20 protein-coding genes are annotated in these 19,984 nt (G+C 69.5%); 11 read left to right on the forward strand and 9 right to left on the reverse strand.

Annotated features, from left to right (window positions below; genetic code table 11):
* Positions 1-122: 122 nt before the first annotated feature.
* Positions 123-1,478, reverse strand: coding sequence for a polysaccharide deacetylase family protein (locus AAGI91_07970; GenBank protein MEM1042550.1), 1,356 nt, complete (start codon positions 1,476-1,478; stop codon positions 123-125).
* A gap of 183 nt (positions 1,479-1,661) precedes the next feature.
* Here AAGI91_07970 and AAGI91_07975 point away from each other — a divergent pair, with 183 nt between their 5' ends.
* Positions 1,662-3,746 carry a peptidylprolyl isomerase gene (locus AAGI91_07975; protein MEM1042551.1) on the forward strand — a complete coding sequence of 695 codons (2,085 nt, stop codon included), beginning with the start codon at positions 1,662-1,664 and terminating at the stop codon, positions 3,744-3,746.
* 54 nt (positions 3,747-3,800) lie between these two features.
* Here AAGI91_07975 and dapF read toward each other — a convergent pair whose 3' ends face one another.
* The gene (dapF, locus tag AAGI91_07980; GenBank protein ID MEM1042552.1) at positions 3,801-4,634 is read right to left on the reverse strand and encodes a diaminopimelate epimerase; all 834 of its coding nucleotides are present in this window, start codon (positions 4,632-4,634) and stop codon (positions 3,801-3,803) included.
* Positions 4,635-4,814: 180 nt separating this feature from the next.
* Between dapF and AAGI91_07985 the strand changes: the two genes are divergently transcribed.
* Both AAGI91_07985 and AAGI91_07990 read left to right on the forward strand, forming a co-directional pair.
* Positions 4,815-5,780 carry a PhoH family protein gene (locus AAGI91_07985; GenBank protein ID MEM1042553.1) on the forward strand — a complete coding sequence of 322 codons (966 nt, stop codon included), beginning with the start codon at positions 4,815-4,817 and terminating at the stop codon, positions 5,778-5,780.
* Positions 5,777-6,565 carry an MBL fold metallo-hydrolase gene (locus AAGI91_07990; protein MEM1042554.1) on the forward strand — a complete coding sequence of 263 codons (789 nt, stop codon included), beginning with the start codon at positions 5,777-5,779 and terminating at the stop codon, positions 6,563-6,565. The genes AAGI91_07985 and AAGI91_07990 overlap by 4 nt, the downstream gene beginning before the upstream one ends.
* On the opposite strand, the gene AAGI91_07995 is transcribed toward AAGI91_07990, so the two are convergent.
* A complete protein-coding gene (locus AAGI91_07995) occupies positions 6,562-7,074 on the reverse strand; it encodes a CIA30 family protein (GenBank protein ID MEM1042555.1) in 513 nt (170 codons plus the stop codon). The two genes, AAGI91_07990 and AAGI91_07995, sit on opposite strands and share 4 nt — an antisense overlap.
* Before the next feature lie 135 nt (positions 7,075-7,209).
* On the opposite strand from AAGI91_07995, the gene AAGI91_08000 reads away from it, so the two are divergent.
* The 3 genes from AAGI91_08000 to AAGI91_08010 all read left to right on the forward strand — a co-directional run bounded on the left by AAGI91_08000 (position 7,210) and on the right by AAGI91_08010 (position 8,273).
* A complete protein-coding gene (locus tag AAGI91_08000) occupies positions 7,210-7,479 on the forward strand; it encodes a DUF4160 domain-containing protein (protein MEM1042556.1) in 270 nt (89 codons plus the stop codon).
* A gap of 47 nt (positions 7,480-7,526) precedes the next feature.
* A complete protein-coding gene (locus AAGI91_08005) occupies positions 7,527-7,769 on the forward strand; it encodes a DUF2442 domain-containing protein (protein MEM1042557.1) in 243 nt (80 codons plus the stop codon).
* Between the two features lie 114 nt (positions 7,770-7,883).
* The gene (locus AAGI91_08010) at positions 7,884-8,273 is read left to right on the forward strand and encodes a hypothetical protein (protein ID MEM1042558.1); all 390 of its coding nucleotides are present in this window, start codon (positions 7,884-7,886) and stop codon (positions 8,271-8,273) included.
* Positions 8,274-8,284: 11 nt separating this feature from the next.
* Here AAGI91_08010 and AAGI91_08015 read toward each other — a convergent pair whose 3' ends face one another.
* The 6 genes from AAGI91_08015 to panC form a co-directional block, all read right to left on the reverse strand.
* Positions 8,285-8,923: a CoA pyrophosphatase gene (locus AAGI91_08015; GenBank protein ID MEM1042559.1), complete on the reverse strand. Its 639-nt coding sequence runs from the start codon at positions 8,921-8,923 to the stop codon at positions 8,285-8,287.
* Positions 8,920-9,714, reverse strand: a complete 795-nt coding sequence (locus AAGI91_08020) for an SDR family NAD(P)-dependent oxidoreductase (GenBank protein MEM1042560.1) — start codon at positions 9,712-9,714, stop codon at positions 8,920-8,922. Before AAGI91_08020 ends, AAGI91_08015 begins: the two co-directional genes overlap by 4 nt.
* 72 nt (positions 9,715-9,786) lie before the next feature.
* Positions 9,787-10,644 (reverse strand): 3-hydroxybutyryl-CoA dehydrogenase, encoded by an 858-nt coding sequence (locus AAGI91_08025; GenBank protein MEM1042561.1) that lies wholly within the window; start codon positions 10,642-10,644, stop codon positions 9,787-9,789.
* 50 nt (positions 10,645-10,694) lie between these two features.
* The gene (locus AAGI91_08030) at positions 10,695-11,852 is read right to left on the reverse strand and encodes a WG repeat-containing protein (GenBank protein ID MEM1042562.1); all 1,158 of its coding nucleotides are present in this window, start codon (positions 11,850-11,852) and stop codon (positions 10,695-10,697) included.
* 163 nt (positions 11,853-12,015) lie between these two features.
* On the reverse strand, positions 12,016-13,191 hold the full coding sequence (locus AAGI91_08035; GenBank protein ID MEM1042563.1) for a thiolase family protein: 1,176 nt from the start codon (positions 13,189-13,191) through the stop codon (positions 12,016-12,018).
* Positions 13,192-13,402: 211 nt separating this feature from the next.
* Positions 13,403-14,269 carry a pantoate--beta-alanine ligase gene (gene panC, locus AAGI91_08040; protein MEM1042564.1) on the reverse strand — a complete coding sequence of 289 codons (867 nt, stop codon included), beginning with the start codon at positions 14,267-14,269 and terminating at the stop codon, positions 13,403-13,405.
* Positions 14,270-14,393: 124 nt separating this feature from the next.
* On the opposite strand from panC, the gene AAGI91_08045 reads away from it, so the two are divergent.
* The 5 genes from AAGI91_08045 to AAGI91_08065 all read left to right on the forward strand — a co-directional run bounded on the left by AAGI91_08045 (position 14,394) and on the right by AAGI91_08065 (position 19,906).
* Positions 14,394-15,785: a class II fumarate hydratase gene (locus tag AAGI91_08045; protein ID MEM1042565.1), complete on the forward strand. Its 1,392-nt coding sequence runs from the start codon at positions 14,394-14,396 to the stop codon at positions 15,783-15,785.
* 24 nt (positions 15,786-15,809) lie between these two features.
* A complete protein-coding gene (locus AAGI91_08050; protein ID MEM1042566.1) occupies positions 15,810-16,283 on the forward strand; it encodes a type II toxin-antitoxin system VapC family toxin in 474 nt (157 codons plus the stop codon).
* Between the two features lie 322 nt (positions 16,284-16,605).
* Entirely contained in the window at positions 16,606-16,818 is a 213-nt protein-coding gene (locus AAGI91_08055; protein ID MEM1042567.1) for a DUF433 domain-containing protein, read from the forward strand.
* 588 nt (positions 16,819-17,406) lie between these two features.
* Positions 17,407-18,945 carry a Do family serine endopeptidase gene (locus AAGI91_08060; protein ID MEM1042568.1) on the forward strand — a complete coding sequence of 513 codons (1,539 nt, stop codon included), beginning with the start codon at positions 17,407-17,409 and terminating at the stop codon, positions 18,943-18,945.
* A gap of 199 nt (positions 18,946-19,144) precedes the next feature.
* Positions 19,145-19,906, forward strand: coding sequence for a hypothetical protein (locus AAGI91_08065; GenBank protein MEM1042569.1), 762 nt, complete (start codon positions 19,145-19,147; stop codon positions 19,904-19,906).
* Positions 19,907-19,984 lie beyond the last annotated feature (78 nt).

The raw sequence follows: 19,984 nt of genomic DNA on the forward strand, positions 1-19,984 counted from the left end.
CTTTCTCGGCTTTTCTTTCCACTCCTCCCACTCCTCCCACTCCTCCCACTCCTCCCACTCCTCCCACTCCTCCCACTCCTCCCACTCCTCCCACTCCTCCCACTCCTCCCACTCCTCCCACTCTACCGCCCCTCCAGCACGTCCCGCAGGCTGAGCACGGCGGCCCCGTCGGCGAGGGCGCGGTCGAGGGTGCGCTCGAAGACGGCGGCCTGGCCGGGGTAGTCCACCTCGTCGTAGACCGTGTTGTGCCAGAGCACGACGCACACGCCGCCCACGCGGCGGCATGCGGCGAAGAGGCCGAGGATCGCGGCCTCGGCGGCGTCCGGGGCGAGGCCGAGGTGGGCGAAGAGCGTCGTGTCCATCACCGCGAGCGGCAGCTCCCAGAGGTCGAGCGGCGCGTTTGCCTCCAGGTCGAAGAGCGGGAACGGGAAGCAGGTCCCGCGCCGGAAGCCCGGCTGCCGGGCGAAGCCGAGCGTCGAGTCGAGCCGGAACCCGGCGGCGGCGTGAAGCCTCGGCGTTGCCTCCGTCCAGCGCAGGAAGTGCTGGCGGACGGCGGTCGGCGGCGCGCCCGCGAGAGCCGCGAGGCGGCTGCGCTCCTCGGCGAGGTGGCCGGGGTGGTCGTGCGCGAAGTAGCTCGGGTGCAGCCCGACCTCGAACCCGTCGCCGAGGTCGGCGATGAACCGGCGCAGCCAGGGGTCGTACGCCGGGTACGGCACGTCCCACGGACTCCGGGCGGCGGTCTTGAAGAAGTAGGTCGCCCCGACGCCCCGACGCCGCTCGGCCTCGGCCATCCGTTCGAGGCTCCGCTTGCGGGGGTTGGGGTCGAAGACGGCTTGCCGGACGGCGGCACCGGCCTGCCCGTCGCGGCGGAGGGCGGCGCGGGCAAGCGTGCCGAGCCGCCGCTTGCGCAGCAGGTCGACGTCGTGCGTCAGCGCCACGGCCCACGGCCTCCCCTGCCGCGTCCACCGGCAGACCGGCACGCCGTGCGCGGCGAGCTGCTCGGCCAGCCTCTCCCGGTACAGGTCCACGACCGGCGCCGCCGCGCAGCCCAGCACCGCCTGGAGCGAGGCGTGGTACGGGAAGCGCCCGTGCTCGTCGCGCACCCGCGTCGTGGCCTCCTGCCAGCCCGCGAGCCAGAAGAACGCCGAGGCGATGAGGTCGGGGCGGTGAGACGGTGGGACGGTGAGACGATGGGACAGGCACCGGGGGAAGAGGACCGGGACGCCGTCGACCGTCGAGGCGTCAGCCGCCGCGTACGCATCGGACCCGTCGAAGAACGCGGCCGTGTCCGGGTCGAGGTGGAGGGCGAGGACGGACTCGGGCAGGCCGTCGGGCCGGGGGCCGTAATAGAGCGCGCCCGTGCCGAGTTCATCCCGGGACGCCCACGCCGGGGCGAGGCCGAGCGGGGCGAGGAGCACGCGCAGCGCGTAGCGCGCTTTCGGCTCGAACGCCGCCGGCGCTTCGACGCAGCAAGGCACGCGAGCGGCGTAGTCCCGCCCGCTGCCCGCTGCCCTCTGTCCTCTGTCCTCTGGAGTCGGCATTTCACCGAAAAATACCTTGGCGCGGCTCGACCCTCTCGCTATTCTTTCCGCGCACGAAACCGCCCCCGGCGGCTGACTTCGCGACCTACCTGACTTAACGGAGCACGTAACGTTATGGGCATGATGACCAAAATGCGGGAGAGCACGGGCGTGGTCCTGTGGATTCTCGTCCTCTCCTTCGGCGGCCTGTGGGTCCTCCAGGACTCCGGTGCCCTCGACAACATCGGCATCCAGCAGCGCCAGAACATCGCCGTCGTCAACGGCGAGCCCGTGCTCTACGAGGAGTACACGCGCGCGCTCGAGCAGGAAGTCCGCAACTACCGGCAGCAGACCGGGCAGTCGGCGACCCAGGCCCTGCGCGACCAGTACTCCGACGCGGTCTACGACCGCCTCGTCGAGGACCGGCTGCGCGAGCGCGAGATGGACCGCCTCGGCATCCGCGTCACCGACGCCGAGGTCGAGAACCTCTTCACCGGCCCGAGCCCGGACCCGGTCGTCCTCCAGCTCTTCGCGGGCCAGGACGGCGAGCTCGACCGGGGCCTGCTCCAGAGCGCCATCGACAACCCCGAGGCCACGCAGGACCTGATCGCGATCGAGGAGTACCTCCGGGGCAAGCGCCGCGCCGAGAAGCTCAACGCCCTCTTCGGGGCCGCCGTCCGCGTCAGCGACGCCGAGGTCGACGCCGAGTACGTCCGCCGCAACCGGACCGCGCAGGGGCGCTACGTCGCCCTCCGCTACGCCGAGATCCCCGACAGCGCCGTCGCCGCGACTGACCGCGACTTCCGGGCCTACTACGACGCCAACCGCGACGACTTCGCCCGCGAGCGCACCGTCTACGTCGACTTCGTCACGCTCTCGCAGGAGCCGAGCGCCGAGGACTCCGCTGCCATCATGAGCGACCTCGGCGACCTCCGCGCCGCCTTCGCCGCCGCCGAGGACGACTCGCTCTTCGTCCTCCAGAACTTCTCGCAGACGCCCTTCGACGGCCTCTACGCCGGGCCGAGCGGCATGGAAGCCGAGATCGCCGAGGCCGTCTTCGCCGACCCGACCGAGGGCCGCGTCGTCGGCCCCGTCCTCGTCGGCGACCAGGCGCGGCTCGTCAAGATCGCGGACGTGCGCGAGGCCGACGAGGTCGCCGTCCGCGCCCGCCACATCCTCTTCGGCAACCGCGGCGACACCGACGCCCAGCGCGAGGCCCAGCGCCAGCAGGCGCTCGACGTCAAGCGGCAGCTCGACGGCGGCGCGTCGTTCGAGACGCTCGCCCGGCAGTACTCCCAGGACCCCGGCAGCGCCGCCCGCGGCGGCGACCTCGGCTGGTTCGGCCAGGGCCGGATGGTCCCGCCGTTCGAGGAGGCCGCCTTCGGAGCCCGCACCGGCGAGGTCGTCGGGCCGGTGGCGACCGACTTCGGGTTCCACCTGATCCGCGTCGAGGACCGCACGAACGCTGAGGTCCGGCTGGCGCAGCTCTCGCAGTCCGTCGGCATCACGTCGGCCACGCTCCGCGCCGTGCGCGACCAGGCCGACGACCTGACCTACTACACCGAGGAGGGCGGCGACTTCGCCGGCGAGGCCGAGCGCCTCGGGCTGGAGCTCCAGCAGGCCGTCGTCCAGGGCGACCAGGCGTTCATCCCCGGCCTCGGCAACAGCCGCGCCGTGCGGAGCTTCGTCGCCCGCGCCGAGCCCGGCGACGTCTCCGACGTGATCGACACCGGCACGGCCTTCGTCGTGGTCCGCGTCACGGATGTCGAGGCCGAGGGCTTCCGCCCGTTCGAGGACGTGCGCGCCGAGGTCGAGCCGCGCGTCCGGCTGGAGCAGAAGAAGGAGGTCCAGGCCGCGAAGCTCCGCGACGCCAGCGGGAGCCTGGAGGAGATCGGGGCCGCCGTCGGCGCGCCCGTCCGCACCGCGCAGAACCTCGCGCTCTCGGCCACGACCGTCCCCGGCCTCGGGCGCGAGCCCGCCTTCGTCGGGACGCTGCTCGGGCTGGACGAGGGCGAGACCTCGGGCGTAGTGACCGGCGAGAACGCCGCCTTCGTCATCACGTCCACCGGTGTCACCGAGGTCGATCCGGCGTCGATGACGGCCGAGGAGCGGACGACGCTGCGCAGCGAACTGCTGAACCAGCGCCGCCAGCGCATCCAGCAGCAGTGGCTCGAGCGCCTCCGCGACGAGGCCGACATCGAGGACAACCGCTCGCTGTTCTTCTAGGTGCGGGTCCCGGATGCATCCTGTAGGGGCGACCGGCCGGTCGCCCCTACGCGTTTATACCTCCAGCATCCCCTGAAAGACGGCGACGGCGGGGCCTTCGAGCCATAGGTCGCGGACGTGGCCGTGCTCGTTGAGGCCGAACCCGACGCGGAGCGTCCCGCCCCGGGCGACGATCTCCACTTCGTCGCCCTCGACCCGCTCCATGAGCCGCGCCACGAGGGCCGCCGCGAGCGCCCCCGTCCCGCACGCCAGCGTCTCGGCCTCGACGCCCTTCTCGAACGTCCGCACCTCCACCCTCGCCGGGCTCGCCTCGGCGATCTGCACGAAGTTGACGTTGGCCCCCTCGGGCGCGAGCGCCGCGTCGTGCCGGATGCGCGGGCCGATCTTCTCGACGTTCGCCGTCGCCACGTCGCGGGCGAAGACGACCGTGTGGTGGGTGCCGGTCCAGATGTAGGGCACGGTCCCCCCGGCCTCGAGCACGCGCGCCGGGTCGAAGTGCTTCGGGTTCGGGACGAAGAGGCGAACCGGGGCGTCGGGATCGCCGGGCACCGAGGCGCGGTAGACGCCGTCGTCGGAGGCGAAGACGAGCGGCTCAGCGTCGAGGCCGGCGGTGCGGGCGAAGCGGGCGAGGCAGCGGGCGCCGTTGCCGCACATCCCGGCGCGCGAGCCGTCGGGGTTGACGTAGTCCATCCGGTAGGCGTGCCCCTCGTCATCGGGCGCGCTCAGCGCGAGGAGGCCGTCGGCCCCGACCCCGAAGCGGCGCGGGCAGAAGCGCCGGGCGAGGTCGGCGAGTTCGTCGTGCGCGAGGTGGAGGAAGCGGTTGTCGAGGACGAGGAAGTCGTTCCCCGCGCCGTGCATCTTGGTGAAGGGGACGACGAGGTTGGGCATAGAGCGGAAGAGCGGAAGAGCGGAAGAGCGGAAGAGCGGAAGAGCGGAAGAGCAAGATAGGCGGTGTCTCGCCTTCGCGTGGCGATCCGTCAGAGTTCACGCATCCAGCATCGTGCGCCGGAAAACCTCCGCCGAATCCGCGCATACCAGACGCCCCTACTCACTCTAGCTCCCTGCTGATTGGCTGACAAAACCCTCACGATCGAAGGCGTCGAGCCGCTGCTGCTCTTCGGCTTCGACGACACCTACCTCCGCAAGATCGAAGCCGCGTTCGCCGACACCCGGATCACGGCGCGCGGCCAGCAGCTCTTCCTCAGTGGCGACGCCGAGGCGCTCCGCCGCATCGAGCAGATCCTCGGCGAGCTGACGCGCATCCTGACGCGCAACGGCAACCTCACCGAGCGCGACGTGGACACCGTCCTCGACCTCACCACGCTCGGCAGCGGCCATCCGCGCGCGGACACGACCGATGTGGTGCTCTTCACGCCGTCGGGCGGCGTCATCAAGGCCAAGACGCCCGGCCAGGTTCGGCTCGTTGAGTCGGCTCGGCAGAACGACATCGCGTTCGCCGTCGGGCCCGCCGGGACCGGGAAGACCTATATGGGAGTCGCGCTCGCGGTCTCGGCGCTCAAGAGCCGGCAGGTGAAAAAGCTCATCCTCAGCCGCCCGGCCGTCGAGGCAGGCGAGAGCCTCGGCTTCCTCCCCGGCGACTTCCGCGACAAGATCGACCCCTACCTGCGCCCGCTCTACGACGCGCTCGAGGACATGATTCCGCGTGACAAGCTCGCGGCTTACCTCGACCAGAACATCGTTGAGATTGTACCGTTAGCTTACATGCGCGGTCGGACGCTCAGCCAAGCGTTCGTCATCCTCGACGAGGCGCAGAACGCGACGGCGGCGCAGATGAAGATGTTCCTCACCCGCCTCGGGCCGGGCAGCCGCTGCATCGTCACCGGCGACGTAACGCAGACCGACCTCCCCAACCGTGCCGACAGCGGCCTCGTTCACGCCACGCGCATCCTCCACGGCGTCGACGGGATCGACTTCGTCGAGTTCAACCGGGGCGACGTGGTCCGCCACCGCCTCGTGATGGACATCATCGAGGCCTACGAGAAGCACGAGGACAAGAAGGAGCGCACCTCGTGATCGAGTACGGCGACCTCCGCATCTGGCCGCTCCCCGAGGGCCGCTTCACCGTCGGGGGGGACAAGCGCTTCGTGCCGAGCGCCGACGGCGAGCCGAAGCCGCCGGGGACGCTTTTCATCTCCGTCACCCCGTTCCTCGTCGAGACGCCCGCCGACCTCCTCCTCCTCGACACCGGCCTCGGCGAGTACGCCCGCGGGCGCGACGCGACGTTCCTCACCGACGGCCTCCGCCGCGCCGGGTTCGAGCGCGAGGCCGTCACCCGCGTGCTCCTCTCGCACCTCCACTTCGACCACGCCGGCGGCACCGTCCTCGACGCGGGCGGCTCTGACCTCCCGACCTTCCCGAACGCCGAGTACGTCGTCCAGGCCGGCGAGCTCGACGCGCCCTACGCCGGCGTCTCCGCCGAGGCCCGCGACCGGGTAATCCACACGCTCGACACGGCGGGCCAGCTCGTGACGGTCGAGGGCAGCGGGTGGCTCACCGACGAGATCGAGTTCGAGCACACAGGCGGGCACACGCGGGACCACCAGCTTTTCCGGCTCCACACTGGCGGGCGCACCGTCGTCTTCGGCGGCGACGTGGTCCCGAGTCCAGGCCAGATCACGCGCTCGTTCCGCGCCAAGTACGACTTCGAGCCGGAGCGCTCGCAGGCCGAGCGCAAGCGGATCGTGGGCGAAGCTGCTGAGGGCGGGCACCTGCTGCTCCTCTATCATTCGACCGAGGCCCTGGCCGCGTTTGTGGACGAAGCCACGCGCGGCTTCCACGTCGAGCCGGTGGCGACTTAGTCGGCCTCGCGGTACGCCCGAATCCAGTCTACCTCCAGCCGGAAGAGTCCGTCCTGGCCGTCGATGATGTAGAGGCCAATCGACCGCATGGCCGCCAGGTCGAGCGGGGCGATGGTTACTCGCTCGCCGTGGGCGCGCGCTGTGGGGGCGGCGAATGGGACGCGGACCGTCGCCCACGCCTCGGCCGTCGGGACCGGTCCGCGACGGGTTACCTGGCGGTTCCGGTTGCGCGTCCCGTCGTCGATGTCGACCTCGAACGTGCGTCCGCCGCCGCGGACGCGAAGCTCGACCCCGTCGTGCCCGGAAGGGATTCGGGGTAGGGTCGCTCGTGCGACCGCCGCTGTGGTCGTCGTGCCGCGCGCCGGGTCTCGGCGGCAGCGCGGGCGGGCGCGGCAGAACTCACCGCTGCAGGCCGACGCCGGGCTCGGCGGCGGGGCTTGCCGTTGTGCTAGCGCCGGTCGTTTCTTGCGCTCGGTCGTCGTCGCCTCCGGTGCGTCTGAGCGGTCCACTGTTAGGAAGCACTCCCCGCACCGGTTCGCTATCCTCGACCTCACATGAGCGACCCAAGTAACGGGGGCACGGCAGAGTGTTAGCCAGCGCTACGAAGCGCGGCGGTATCTTCGGGCGTTCGAGAGCCACAGCCTATGCCGCGCGTCTGCGAGTTCTTCGGGATCACGATCTACCTCTACTTCGTGGACACGAACCGGCACGCCGCCCCGCACTTCCACGCCAAGTACGGCGGAGACGAAGCGACCTATTCGATCCCCGACGGCGACCGCCTGGCGGGTTCACTCCCGAAGCGCCAGGAGAGAATGGTCCAGGGCTGGGCCGCTCTGCGCTCGGCGGAACTGGAACAGGCTTGGGAGCGCGCCGTGAACATGGACCACCCTGGTAAGATTGAGCCTCTAGACTGATGGAAGCACCTCTTTCCCCGCCTCCGGCATCAGACCGGCCGCTGCCAATGCTCCCTCGGATCACCTCGGTAGAGGCTGAACCCGAGACTCACACCGTCCTCGCCACGTTCGAGAACGGCGAGCGCCGCCGCTACGACGTGTCTCCGCTCCTGGAGCGTGGAGTGTTCCGCCTCATCAAGTCGCCGGACACCTTCTCAGCGGTCGAGGTGGACGAGATGGGAGGCATTGTCTGGGAGGCCGGACCGGACCTTTCGCGGGACACGATTTATCTGGTAGGCCAACCAGCATAGCGGGCGCCGGCTAACTCGCTGTCGGCGTATCCTGCGCTCGGAACTACTTGCCAGCGGTCGTTCCCCTTCGCGGACATGCCGCGTCTTGCTCTTTTTCTCGCCATCAGCAACGCCATGGCATACCGCTCCAGCCTTTTGCTTCCCCTCGTCCTGCTCCTGCTCGCCGGCTGCGCCCGGACGGAGCAGATGATCTCGCCCTCCTCCATCGTCGGCACCTGGGCGTACGTCATCGAAGGCCCCGACAGCCCCTCCTCGGGCCTCTTCTCCATCGAGGAATCCGGCGACGGCCTCGTCGGGCAGATCAGCGGCGAGGCGCTCGACGGCACGGCCGAACTCACCGACGTGGTCTTCGAGGAAAACACCGTGTCGTTCGGCTTCGACGCCGGCACCCTCGGGATCGTCTCGGTCAGCGCCGACGTGGACGGCCCCGAACTGAGCGGCACCGTCGACGCGGCGGGCTTCGTGCAGTTGCCCCTGCGGGCCACGCGGCAGACGGACACGTAAGCCCTGCGCCCTCAGGCGGTGTCCTCGACGACGGCAAGCAGCTCGGCGAGCATCATCGCGGTCGCGCCCCAGATCTCGAACTCGCCAAAGGCGAAGTACGGGATCTCGATCTCGCGCCCCCGAATCGTCCACAGACCCGATTGCCGGCTCGCCGGACCGAGGAGTGCCGGGAGCGGGACTTCGATGATGACATCGACCTCCTCTTCCTGCGGCCGGAAGACGGGGCGCTCGTCGAGGCTTGCAATAACAGGCGTCACGGTGAAGTCCGACGGCGGGATGTAGAGGTCCGTCATCGTCCCGAGCACGTCAGCGGCGCTCCGGTCGATCCCGACTTCCTCCCACCCCTCGCGGAGCGCGGCCTCGGCCGGCGTCTCGCCCGGCTCGATGCTGCCGCCGGGGAACGAGATCTGCCCGCTGTGCGCCCTCAGGTCGGCGTTGCGCTGGGTGAGGACGAGCGCGGTCGTGTCCTCGTAGGGATAGAGCAGCACGAGGACGGAGGCGCGGCGGCCGTTCTGCTGCGCCTCGTCCCACTGCTCGGGCGCGCCCCGCTGCGGCGGCCCCATTGTGAGCTGCGCCGCCAGCCCCGGCAGCGGCCCGGCGAGGCGCGCGCGCAGCCGCTCGGCGAAGGCAGTGTGGGCCGGCAGCGTCACGCCTCGTCCCCCGCCGCGTTTCGGTCCGTGACCGCACTCCGGTCGATGAGCGAGACCGACGACTGCGCGGTCGGCATCATGATGACCTCGGCGATGTTGACGTGCGGCGGGCGGGCCGCGCACCACACGACGGCCTCGGCCACGTCTTCGGCCTGGAGCGGCGTCGTGGTCGAGTAGACCGTGTCCGCGCGCTCGGCGTCGCCGTCGAAGCGGACGAGCGAGAAGTCAGTCTCGGTCAGGCCGGGGTCGACCGTCGAGACGCGGACGGGCGTGCCGTGCAGGTCGATCTTGAGGCCGCGCGTGATCGCGTCGACGGCGTGCTTGGTGGCGCAGTAGACCGAGCCGCCGGCGTAGACCCCGTGCCCGGCCGTCGAGCCGATGTTGATGACGTGCCCGCGCCCGCGCTCGACCATCCCCGGCACGACGGCCCGCGTGACCCACAAGAGACCTTTCACGTTCGTGTCGAGCATCGTGTCGACCTGCTCGTCGGTGTGGTCCCACACGGGCTGGAGGCCGCGCGAGAGGCCCGCGTTGTTGACGAGCACGTCGATGGCCTGCCACGCCTCGGGCAGCCCGGCGACGGCCTCGCGCACCGCCGCCGCGTCGCGCACGTCGAGCGCGAGCGTGTGCGTCTCAGCGCCGAGCCGGGCGGCGAGGTCGTCGAGCTTGTCCTTGCGCCGGGCAGCGAGAAGCAGCCGCGCCCCGGCCTCGGCAAACGCCTCGGCGCACGCGGCCCCGATCCCGGCCGAGGCCCCGGTGATGAATACGGTGGTGTCGCGGAGAGGTCGCATGGAGCGATGCGGTGTAATGGATCGACGGCGTAGGGGTTTGATTAATCAAACCCCTACGTTCAGGAATACCCGTCAGCCCCCGTAGTCGTAGAACCCGCGGCCCGACTTCCGGCCGAGCCGCCCGGCGACGACCATCTTCCGCAGGAGGGGGCAGGGGCGGTACTTCGCGTCGCCGAGCTCGCGGTGGAGCACCTCCATGATCGAGAGGCACACGTCGAGGCCGATGAAGTCGGCGAGCGTGAGCGGTCCCATCGGGTGCGCCATGCCGAGCTGCATCACGGTGTCGATGTCCTTCGGTTCGGCGACGCCCTCCATGACGCAGTAGACGGCCTCGTTGATCATCGGCATCAGGATCCGGTTCGAGACGAAGCCCGCGTAGTCGTTGACCTCGACGGGCGTCTTGCCGAGCTTCTCCGCGAGGTCGTAGACGGCCTGGAAGGTCGCGTCCGAGGTCTCCAGCCCGCGCACGATCTCGACGAGCTTCATCACCGGCACGGGGTTGAAGAAGTGCATCCCGATGACCTGGTCCGGGCGCTCGGTGTCGGCCGCGATCTGGGTGATCGAGATCGACGAGGTGTTCGAGGCGAGGATAGCCTCGGGCTTGGTCGCCCGGTCGAGGGCCTGGAAGATCTCGGCCTTAACGGCCGGGTTCTCCGTCGCGGCCTCGATCACGAGGTCGGCCTCGGCGGTGTCGGCCGAGAGGTCGGTCGCGCACGCGACCCGCGCCATCGTCTCGACCTGCTCCCCCTCGGTGATCCGCCCTTTCTTGACCTGGCGGGCGAGGTTCTTCTCGATCGTGGCGAGGCCCCGGTCGAGGCGGTCCTGGTCGACGTCGATCAGGGTGACGCCGTGCCCAGCGAGCGCCGCGACGTGGGCGATGCCGTTGCCCATCGTGCCTGCGCCGATGACGGCGATGTGGTTGATGCTCATGGTGTGCGTGTTGTGGATAGCGATTGGGTAAAGGTGAGGAGGTAGTGCAGCTAGCGCGACGTGAGCTGGCTCCAGACGAAGGTTCCGTCGGGGTCGATGTAGCCCTCGCGCTCACCCTCGCGGACGAAGGCGAGGCCGCCCAGGAACGACCGCGCGTAGCCGAACCGAGGCGGCAGGACTTCGGTGCCGTCGGGCGCGACGAAGCCGAAGCGGTCGCCCTGCTGCACCAGCGCCCGGCCGCCCGAGAAGGCAAAGGCGAGGTCGTACTGCGGGGTCACGGCGAGGCGGCCCGACGCGTCGGCGAAGCCCCATCGCCCCTCCTGTCGGACCGGGGCGAGGCCTTCGCGAAAGGCCCCCGCCAGCTCGAACTGCGGCTCGATCACAAGCGCGCCGGTCGTGTCGACATAGCCGAAGCGCCCGCCGTCCACGACGGGGGCGAGCCCCTCGGAGAACCGGAGCGCGAGCTGGAACTGCGGCTCGATGACCGTGTCGCCCGCAGCGTCGAGGTAGCCCCACTGCTCGGTCACGAACGGCCAGACGCCGGCGTTGACCGCGTAGGGAAAGCGCCCTTCCGCGTAGCCGAGCACATTCTGCGCCTCGTCGAGCGCGAACGCCACCTCGCCGTCGGCGCGGATCACCTCCCACGCACCCACCGACCGCGACTGGGTGCTGAGAAAGCTGAACAGGCGGCTCCCGAAGGGGAGGTACTCCGTCGTCTCCGCCCGGATGACCGGAGCGAGCAGGCCGTCCGGCGTCTGCGCGAAGTCTCTCGCCTCGGCGAGGTTCGGGGCCACGACCGTCGCGCCCTCGACGTCGATGTAGGCCTCCAGGTCCGTCTCGGGCAGCACGACGCGCGCGCGCCCGTTCGAGAAGTCGAGCGCCTGGCGGAAGCGCGGGGCGATGACGCTGCCGCCGTCCGGGTCGATGTAGCCGTAGCGGCTGCGCACCTTGACTCGCGCCAGCCCCTCGGCGAAAGGATGCGCCTCGTCGAACTGCGGCTCGACGACCACGGAGCCGGACCGGTCGATGTAGCCGTAGCGCCCGCCCACGGCGATGGGGAAGCGGTCGGCTCCGGCCGCCACCTGCGCCTGGGCAATCGCGGTGGCAGGCCGGCCAGTCTCGTCCACAGACGGCTCAACGAGCGTCGCCGTGCAGCCGGGGGCAGCCAGCAGCACGGCGACGAAGACCCAGGGGCGCAGCGTGGGCATCCTAGGCTGTGTCTGATGGACCAGAGCGAAGCCGAGCGTGAGAACCCGGTGCAGCCTGCAAGGCGCGCGAAACAGCCGTAGCCTGAGCTACGGCGATGCAGCGCAACGCCGCAGGATGCGCCGGGGGCCACGCGGAGGCCGGTTTGGGTTCGTCAAACACAGCCTAGGGGCGTTCGACGATGAGGGCGGTCGCTTCGCCGCCGCCGATGCAGATGGCGGCGAGGCCACGCTTGGCGTCGCGCTGCTCCATCGCGTAGAGGAGCGTCGTCAGAATCCGCGCCCCGCTCGCGCCAATCGGGTGGCCGATGGCGACCGAGCCGCCGTTGACGTTCAGCTTCTCGTGGGGAATCCCGAGCGCGTCTTGGGCCGCGAGGGCGACGACGGCGAACGCCTCGTTGACCTCGAACAGGTCGACGTCGTCGACCGTGAGGCCGGTCTTCTCCAAGACCTTCTCTGTAGCCTGAATCGGAGCCGTCGTGAACTCCTCGGGCCGCTTGGCATGCTGCGCGTTCGCCACGATGCGGGCGAGCGGGGTGAGGCCCTGCTCGCGCGCCCAGTCCTCGTCGGCGATGACGAGCGCGGCGGCCCCGTCGTTGATCGTGCTCGCGTTTGCAGCGGTGACGGTACCGCCCTCCTTCGAGAACACCGGGCGCAGCGTCGGGATCTTGTCGAAGTTGGTGCGGAACGGCTCCTCGTCCTTCTCGACGACCGTGTCGCCCTTCCGGCCCTTGATCGTCACCGGCGCGACCTCGGCGTCGAACACGCCTTCGCTGACCGAGTGCTGGGCGCGCTCGTAGCTCGTGACGGTGAAGGCGTCCTGGCGGTCGCGGGGGACGTTGCAGGTATCGGCGCAGAGGTCGGCCGCGACGCCCATCGCCTGGCCGCTGTAGGCGTCGGTCAGGCCGTCGTGCTGCATCGCGTCGAGGAGCTGGCCGTTGCCGAATTTGTAGCCGTAGCGCCCGTTCTGCATGAGGTACGGGGCGGCGCTCATGTTTTCCATCCCGCCGGCGACGATCACCTTCGCGTCGCCCGCGCGGATCGCCTGGTCGGCGAGCATGACGGTCTTCATCCCCGAGCCGCAGACCTTGTTGATGGTCATGCACGGCGTCTTGTCCGGCAGCCCGGCCTTGATCGCGGCCTGGCGCGCCGGGGCCTGCCCGATCCCGGCGGTGACGACGCACCCCATGATGACCTCGTCGACGTCGCCCGCGCTGACGCCCGCGCGGTCGAGGGCGGCTTTGATGGCGGTCGCGCCGAGGTCGGGGGCCGGGACGGAGGAGAGCGCGCCGCCGAAGGAGCCGACGGGCGTGCGGGCGGCAGAAAGGATGACAGAGGCCATGACGAGGAAGTCGAGTTGCGAGTGAAGAGGGACGAAGGGGTGCCGCGTTTCGAAGCGCCAACTCCCACCGGGCACCCGTAGGGGCGACCCCGCGTGGTCGCCCTGTTCGAGGGCCGGCGAAGCGCTTCCGAAAATACCCGTCCGTAAAGGACCGAGCAGGCACGAGGTTCGCGGCGCGGCGCGTCCTCCCCGGTTCTTCACCCGGTCCCCGTCAGCCCCGGTCCGGCACCTCGATGAACGCGTTGTCGATCAGCCGCGCCGCGCCGAAATGCACTGCTACGGCGGCGAGCACCTCCTGCCCCGGCCGCAGCGTCTCGACAGGCTGGAGCGCTTCGGTGTCGACGACCTCGGCGTACTGCAAGCGTGCCCGCGGGGCCGTGCCGATCTCGGCCCGCATCGCCTCGGCGAGCACCGCCGCCCGCCGCTCCCCGGCCTCGACGCGACGCCGCACGCCGGCCAGCGCCTGCGAGAGCACGACCGCCTGCTGCCGCTCCTCGGCGCTGAGGTACTGGTTCCGCGACGACAGCGCCAGCCCGTCCGCCTCGCGCACGGTCTCGACCCCGACGATCTCGACCCCGAAGCCGAGGTCGCGCGCCATCCGCCGGAGGATGAGGAACTGCTGCGCGTCCTTCTTCCCAAAGACTGCGACGTGCGGGCGGCAGGCCAGGAGCAGCTTCGTCACGATCGTCGTCACGCCGTCGAAGTGGCCGGGGCGGTGCGCGCCGCAGAGGTGGTCGCCGAGGCCGCCGACCTCGACCGAGGTGGCCGCGTGCTCGGCGTACATCTCCCCCACTTTGGGCACGAATACCACGTCCGCCCCGCCGACGCTGCGAAGTGCGTCGAGGTCGGCGTCCAGCGTGCGCGGGTAGGCGTCGAAGTCCTCGCCCGGCCCGAACTGCGTCGGGTTGACGAAGACCGAGACCGTGACGTGCTCGGCCCGGCGGCGGGCCTCCTCGACGAGCGCGAGGTGCCCGGCGTGGAGCGCCCCCATCGTCGGGACCAGGGCTAGGGTGCGCCCGGCGCAGCGCGCTACCTCGGCGCGGGCCTGCATCTCGGCAACGGTGGGGACTACGTCCATGATTCAGTGAGACGGTGGACGGTGAGACGGTGGACAGAAGATCGGCACGGGCGGGTTCATGCGAAGAGAACGAGGCTCGGTATCTTCCGCTCCTCCCTTCCTCCGCTCTTCCGCTCCTAGCCCAATGCCTGAGATGCGCATCGAAAAAGACTCGCTCGGCGAGGTCCATGTCCCCGCCGACGCCCGCTACGGTGCCCAGACCCAGCGCGCGCGCGAGAACTTCCCGATCTCCTCGCTCCGCTTCCCGCGCCGCTTCATCGAGGCCCTCGGGACCGTCAAGCGCGCCGCCGCCCACGCCAACAACGGCCTCGGCCTCCTCGACGCCTCGAAGGCGCTCGCCATTGCCGACGCCGCCGACCGCGTGGCCCAGGGCCAGCTCGACGGCGAGTTCGTGCTCGACATCTTCCAGACCGGCAGCGGGACCTCGACGAATATGAACGCCAACGAGGTCATCGCCCACGTCGCCAGCGAGGCAACGGGCGACGCTCATGGCATCCACCCGAACGACGACGTGAACATGGGCCAGTCGTCGAACGACGTGATCCCGACCGCGATGCACGTCGCCGCCCGCGTCGGGATCGAGAACGAACTGATCCCGGCGCTGGAGCGGCTGCACGCCTCGCTCGCGGCAAAGGCCGAGCAGTTCGACGACATCGTCAAGAGCGGGCGGACACATCTGATGGACGCGACGCCGGTCCGGCTCGGGCAGGAGTTCGGCGGCTACGCGTCGCAGGTCGAGCACGGCATCCGCCGGCTGCGCAACGCCTCGGAGGAGCTAGCCGAACTCGCCCTCGGCGGGACCGCCACCGGCACCGGCATCAACCGCCACCCCGACTTCTCGCGTCTCGCCATCGAGCGCATCTCCGAGGCGACGGGGCTCGCCTTCCGCGAGGCCGAGAACCACTTCGAGGCGCAGGCCGCGAAGGACGCCTACGTCTCGGCCTCGGGCGCGCTGAGCACGCTCGCCGTCTCGCTCCTCAAGATTGCCAACGACGTCCGCCACCTGTCGAGCGGCCCGACGAGCGGGCTGAGCGAAATCCAGCTCCCCGCCGTCCAGCCCGGAAGCTCGATCATGCCGGGGAAGGTCAACCCGGTGCTCTCGGAGGCGCTGATGATGGTCTCGGCCCGCGTGATGGGCAACCACGCCACGATCACCGTCGGCGGGCAGCACGGCAACTTCGAGCTCAACGTAATGATGCCGGTCATGGCGCACGCCATGCTGGAGAGCATCGAGATCCTGGCGAACGGCTGCGACGCCTTCCGCGCGCGCTGCCTCGACGGGATCGAGGCCAACCGCGAGCGCTGCCGCGAGCTGCTGGAAAAGAACCCCTCGATTGCGACGGCGCTCAACGACGCCATCGGCTACGACGCCGCCTCGAAGATCGCCAAGCAGGCCGCCGCCGAGGGCCGCTCCGTCCGCGACGTGCTCGAAGAAAAGGACCTCATCCCCGACGACGAGATCGACGCCGTCCTCGACGTGCGCTCGATGACCGAGCCGGGCATTCCGGGGCGGTAGCGGGCGAAGCTCTAGCTCAGTCCCATGAAGCCGAAGCTCTACATCGAAACGACAATCATCAGCTACCTCACGGCCCGCCCGAGCAGCAACCTCATCACGGCAGGTCGCCAGCAACTGACGCGCCAGTGGTGGGAGAACGAGCGAGGCCGCTACGACCTTTTCGTTTCGGAGTTCGTGGCGTCAGAAGCCGCAGGCGGAGACCTAGGCGCTGCACAGTTGCGCCTCGATGCACTTTCGGGTATCCCTGAAGTCCTGCTGCCGCCCAAAGCCAAGGCGCTGGCCCGTACTCTCGTCGAGCCGGGACCGATACCGAGCAAAGCCGCGCTTGATGCTTCTCATATCGCCGCTGCCGTCGCAGGTGGAGCCGAGTATCTACTGACATGGAACTTCAAGCACCTCGCCAATGCTGCTCTGAGGAAACGGATCGACGCGGCCTGCCGTTTGAACGGATATGACCCACCCGTCATTTGCACACCGGAGGAACTGATCCAGCCATGAACCTACCTGAGAGGAACAACGAACCGATGCAGGACGAGATCATTGCCGAGGTCCGGCGAATCCGTGATGAGCTAGCGGCTGAGTTCGATTACGACTTAGACCGACTGTTCGAAGAAATGAAGCGACGTGAGCAGGCGTCGGATCGACCGAAGATAGAGCCGTCGCCGAAACGGCTTCCATCCGCTGCGTAGCCGGTGCCGTACTCGCCGTGCACTCGATGCCAAACTGGGCATTCTAGGGAGATGGGAGACGACAGGTCGCAGCCGGGCGGCAACTTCTTGAGATTCCACCGCGATTTCAGTGGCAACAGACCGGGCTAGCCATGAATCCCATCGTTGTTCGAGACCCTGACGTTCTCGGCGGTACGCCCGTGTTCGCCGGAACCCGCGTGCCCGTTCAGAACCTCGTGGATTATCTCGCCGCCGGGGACGACCTCGGCGAGTTTCTCGCCGACTTCCCAACGGTCCACCGCGAACAGGTCGGGACCTTTCTGGAGCGGGCGAAGGACGCGCTGCTCAAAGCAGAGGCTGCCTGAGCCGTGCGTGTCTTGCTCGACGAATGCTTGCCGGGCCGGAAGCTCAAGCCGGGGTTTCCGACGCACGACGTGCGGACGGTCGCTGACATGGACTGGCGCGGGATCAAGAACGGGGCACTCCTCGCGCTGGCCGAGCCAGCGTTCGACGCCTTCGTGACGGTGGACGGCAGTCTTCGGTATCAGCAAAACATGCCGGAGAGTGGACTCGCTGATCGTCGTGCTGAAAGCGAAGAGCAACCGGCTAGAGCGCCTGCTGCCTCTCATGCCCAATGCGAACGCAGCATTTGCACATGGTATCCGCCGCGCGGTCGTCGTCGTAGGCGTGCGGTAGGAGAACAACCCTTCTGGGCTGTGCTAAAAATCCAGCACTTCACATACCAACTTTGCCGCTCGCGTCGTTAACGATTCGCACCCTCCGAACAAACCCGCTCGCGGGTCATGCAGCGTGGCCTCGGTCGCGCTGCATATTTTTTCGGCCGGCTCCGTAGCAGGCTCCACCGGGCACCGGCACCCCCGGGCTCCGGCACCCAGCGCCGCGCCCGGCGTAGGACCTCCGACTGCTCCTCTGCCACAACCCTCTGCCCTACCATGTCCACGCGCACCTCTCGCAGACTCTCCGTCGCCCTCCTCGTCGCCGCCGCGTTCGTCGCGGGCGTGTTCTTCGTCACCGCTAGCGGGTCGTTCTTCGACGGCGCGCTCTTCGGCTCGGCCGAGGCGCAGCAGGCTCCGGTCGTCCGCGGGGACGTCTCCGAAGGCATCGAGACGGCGACCGAACTCGGCGAGGCGTTCTCGGCGGTCGCCGAGGCGGTCAACCCCGCCGTCGTCTCGATCTCCTCGACCCAGCTCGTCCAGCAGCCTGCGATGGGCAACCCGTTCCAGGGCACGCCCTTCGAAGGGTTCTTCGGCAACCCCGGCGGCGGAGGCGGCGGGCAGGCGATCCCGCGCTCCGGCCTCGGCTCCGGCGCCATCGTCCGCCCCGACGGCTACATCGTCACCAACAACCACGTCGTCGAGAACGCCGACGAGCTCGTCGTTCGCTTCTTCGACGGAACCGAACTCGCGGGCGAGATCGTGGGGACCGATCCGTTTGCGGACCTCGCGGTCGTGAAGGTGGACGCGGAGCAGCTCCCCTACCTCGGCTTCGGCAACGACGACGAGCTGCGCGTCGGGCAGTGGGTGATCGCTGTCGGGAGCCCGCTTCAGCAGTCGCTCTCGAATACCGTCACGGCCGGGATCGTCTCGGCGCTCGGGCGGGCGCAGGGCATCAACGGGCTAGAGAACTTCATCCAGACCGATGCCTCGATCAACCCCGGCAACTCGGGCGGCCCGCTCGTCAACTTGCGCGGCGAACTGATCGGGATCAACACCGCGATCGCCACGCGCACCGGCGGCTTCCAGGGCATCGGCTTTGCGATCCCGGTCGACATCGTCGAGAACGTCGTCGGCCAGCTCATCGACACGGGCGACGTGGAGCGCGGCTACCTCGGCATCCAGTTCACCTCGATCTCGCAGTCGCTCGCCCGCGCGCTCGACGTGCCGGTGGGCTCGGCGCAGATCTCATCGGTGCTTGGCGGCAGCGCGGCGGCTGAAGCGGGCCTCGCAGACGGCGACATCATCGTCTCCATCGACGGCGAGGAGCTGCGGACCAGCAACGACCTCCTGGCGATCGTCGCCAACCGCCGTCCCGGTGACGACCTCGACGTGGCCTACATCCGCGGTGAGGACCGCCGCCGCGCGACGGTCGAGCTCGGCGCTCGGCCGCAGGACGAGCAGGCGCAGCGCCAGCGCCGCGACCGGCAGAGCAATGACGAGCCGGCCGGGGAATCGATGGACGCCCTCGGCATGGAGCTCGGCGAGCTGACCGACGCGGCAGCGCAGAAGTTCGGTTACGGCAGCGACGCGTCGGGGGTCTACGTGGTCGACGTCGAGCGCGGCAGCGAAGCCTTCCGCGACGCCAACATCCGGACCGGTGACCTGATCGTGAGCCTCGACGGCGAGCCGGTCCGCTCGCTCCGCGCGTTCGAGCGCATCTACGACGGGATCGGCCAGGGCGAGACGTTCCTGCTCACGCTCCAGCGCGGCCGCCAGGACAGCCGCCAGCTCTACCGAACCGCGCTGACGAAGTGACGGAAGACAGACGACGGAGGACGGGCGTAGGCTCAGAAGGCTACTGAGGCGAGACTGCTTCGCCCGGCGCTTGTCTGTCTTCTGTGTTCCGTCGCCTGTCCGCTGGGCCTCAACGCCAAATTCTCCGTGCGGGTGCGAACCTCCTCTGCGCCTGGACGGTTAACGCCGTTGCCCTCGACGAAACCACCAGACCCCGCCCATGCCCACGACGGAAACCAGCAGCAGCGTCACCGACCAACTCCGCGCCCTCATCCGCCTCCAGCACATCGACAGCAAGATCGACCAGGTCGAGAAGCTGCGCGGCGACCTGCCCGAGGAGATCCGCGACCTCGAAGACGAGAAGGCCGGGCTCCAGACGCGGATCGACAACGCGCACGACGAAGGCCAGCAGGCCGAGATCCAGCGCCGCAAGCTTCAGATGGACATCACCGAGAGCGAGGGGCTCATCAAGAAGTACGAGGAGCAGCAGCTCAACGTCCGCAACAACCGCGAGTACGACGCCCTCACGAAGGAGATCGAGGCCCAGCGCCAGCGCATCGAGCAGGCCGAGGCCGACATCGAGTCTCACACGGAGCGCGACGGGGCGAACGAGGAGGTCGTCGCCGAAGCGCAGGAGCGCCTCGGCGAACTCGACGAGCTCCTGAAGGAGAAGAACGCCGAGCTTGCCCAGGTCGTCGAGGAGACGGAGAAGGAGCAGGAGTCCTACGTCTCCCTCCGCGACGCCGCCGCCGGAGCCATCGAGGCGCGCTACCTCCGCGCCTACGAGCGCCTCCGCAACCGCCTCCGCGACGGCCGCGCCGTCGTCCCAATCGAGCGCGGTGCCGCCGGGTCGTTCATGGTCCCGCCGCAGCGCCAAGTCGAGGTCCGGCAGCGCAACCGCATCGTCGTCTGCGAGCACACCGGCCGCGTGATCGTCGACGACGAGCTCTTCCGCGAGACGACGGACGACATGAAACTGTAGACCGTGTCGAGGGGCGAATGTCGAGTTGCGAACAAACAGACTCGGCGTTCGTCGCTCGTAACTCGTCGTTCGCAGACC

This window comes from Bacteroidota bacterium (assembly GCA_038746285.1).
Taxonomy (GTDB): domain Bacteria; phylum Bacteroidota; class Rhodothermia; order Rhodothermales; family JANQRZ01; genus JANQRZ01.

What these genes read in the sequence shown, in the direction of transcription:
- AAGI91_07975 (MEM1042551.1), top strand. Translation starts at nt 1,662, where the DNA reads ATGATGACCAAAATGCGGGAGAGCACGGGCGTGGTCCTGTGGATTCTC.
- dapF (MEM1042552.1), bottom strand. Translation starts at nt 4,634, where the DNA reads ATGCCCAACCTCGTCGTCCCCTTCACCAAGATGCACGGCGCGGGGAAC.
- AAGI91_08000 (MEM1042556.1), top strand. Translation starts at nt 7,210, where the DNA reads ATGCCGCGCGTCTGCGAGTTCTTCGGGATCACGATCTACCTCTACTTC.
- AAGI91_08005 (MEM1042557.1), top strand. Translation starts at nt 7,527, where the DNA reads ATGCTCCCTCGGATCACCTCGGTAGAGGCTGAACCCGAGACTCACACC.
- AAGI91_08010 (MEM1042558.1), top strand. Translation starts at nt 7,884, where the DNA reads ATGGCATACCGCTCCAGCCTTTTGCTTCCCCTCGTCCTGCTCCTGCTC.
- AAGI91_08020 (MEM1042560.1), bottom strand. Translation starts at nt 9,714, where the DNA reads ATGCGACCTCTCCGCGACACCACCGTATTCATCACCGGGGCCTCGGCC.
- AAGI91_08025 (MEM1042561.1), bottom strand. Translation starts at nt 10,644, where the DNA reads ATGAGCATCAACCACATCGCCGTCATCGGCGCAGGCACGATGGGCAAC.
- AAGI91_08030 (MEM1042562.1), bottom strand. Translation starts at nt 11,852, where the DNA reads ATGCCCACGCTGCGCCCCTGGGTCTTCGTCGCCGTGCTGCTGGCTGCC.
- AAGI91_08035 (MEM1042563.1), bottom strand. Translation starts at nt 13,191, where the DNA reads ATGGCCTCTGTCATCCTTTCTGCCGCCCGCACGCCCGTCGGCTCCTTC.
- panC (MEM1042564.1), bottom strand. Translation starts at nt 14,269, where the DNA reads ATGGACGTAGTCCCCACCGTTGCCGAGATGCAGGCCCGCGCCGAGGTA.
- AAGI91_08045 (MEM1042565.1), top strand. Translation starts at nt 14,394, where the DNA reads ATGCCTGAGATGCGCATCGAAAAAGACTCGCTCGGCGAGGTCCATGTC.
- AAGI91_08050 (MEM1042566.1), top strand. Translation starts at nt 15,810, where the DNA reads ATGAAGCCGAAGCTCTACATCGAAACGACAATCATCAGCTACCTCACG.
- AAGI91_08055 (MEM1042567.1), top strand. Translation starts at nt 16,606, where the DNA reads ATGAATCCCATCGTTGTTCGAGACCCTGACGTTCTCGGCGGTACGCCC.
- AAGI91_08060 (MEM1042568.1), top strand. Translation starts at nt 17,407, where the DNA reads ATGTCCACGCGCACCTCTCGCAGACTCTCCGTCGCCCTCCTCGTCGCC.
- AAGI91_08065 (MEM1042569.1), top strand. Translation starts at nt 19,145, where the DNA reads ATGCCCACGACGGAAACCAGCAGCAGCGTCACCGACCAACTCCGCGCC.